The organism is Bacillus sp. 205(2023), from assembly GCF_037027485.1.
Taxonomy (GTDB): Bacteria; Bacillota; Bacilli; order Bacillales; family Bacillaceae; genus Bacillus; species Bacillus halotolerans.
The window spans coordinates 1-353 of sequence record NZ_JAXCHF010000037.1 but is presented as its reverse complement, the minus strand read 5'-3'; the positions used below and the strand labels follow the sequence as shown (position 1 = coordinate 353).

Sequence of the window (353 nt, the reverse complement as noted above, 5' to 3'; positions counted from 1 at the left end):
TGAGCTAATGGCTCTTCTTACAAGAGACTTGAATATTATATCATATAAAAGTGGTGCCGGCAAGAGGACTTGAACCCCCAACCTACTGATTACAAGTCAGTTGCTCTACCAATTGAGCTACACCGGCAAATGGTGGAGGATGACGGGCTCGAACCGCCGACCCTCTGCTTGTAAGGCAGATGCTCTCCCAGCTGAGCTAATCCTCCATAATTGCACTAACGTGCAATTGCTTGGCGGCGTCCTACTCTCACAGGGGGAAACCCCCGACTACCATCGGCGCTGAAGAGCTTAACTTCCGTGTTCGGCATGGGAACGGGTGTGACCTCTTCGCTATCGCCACCAAACAATTGAGA

2 tRNA genes and 1 rRNA gene are annotated in these 353 nt (G+C 51.0%); all 3 read right to left on the bottom strand.

The annotated features are described in order from the left end of the window. Positions 1 to 51: 51 nt before the first annotated feature. Positions 52 to 127: transfer RNA gene (locus WA325_RS21290), tRNA-Thr, on the bottom strand. Between the two features lie 3 nt (positions 128 to 130). Then, a tRNA-Val gene (locus WA325_RS21285) sits at positions 131 to 206 on the bottom strand. A gap of 22 nt (positions 207 to 228) precedes the next feature. After that, positions 229 to 344, bottom strand: a 5S ribosomal RNA gene (rrf, locus tag WA325_RS21280). Positions 345 to 353 lie beyond the last annotated feature (9 nt).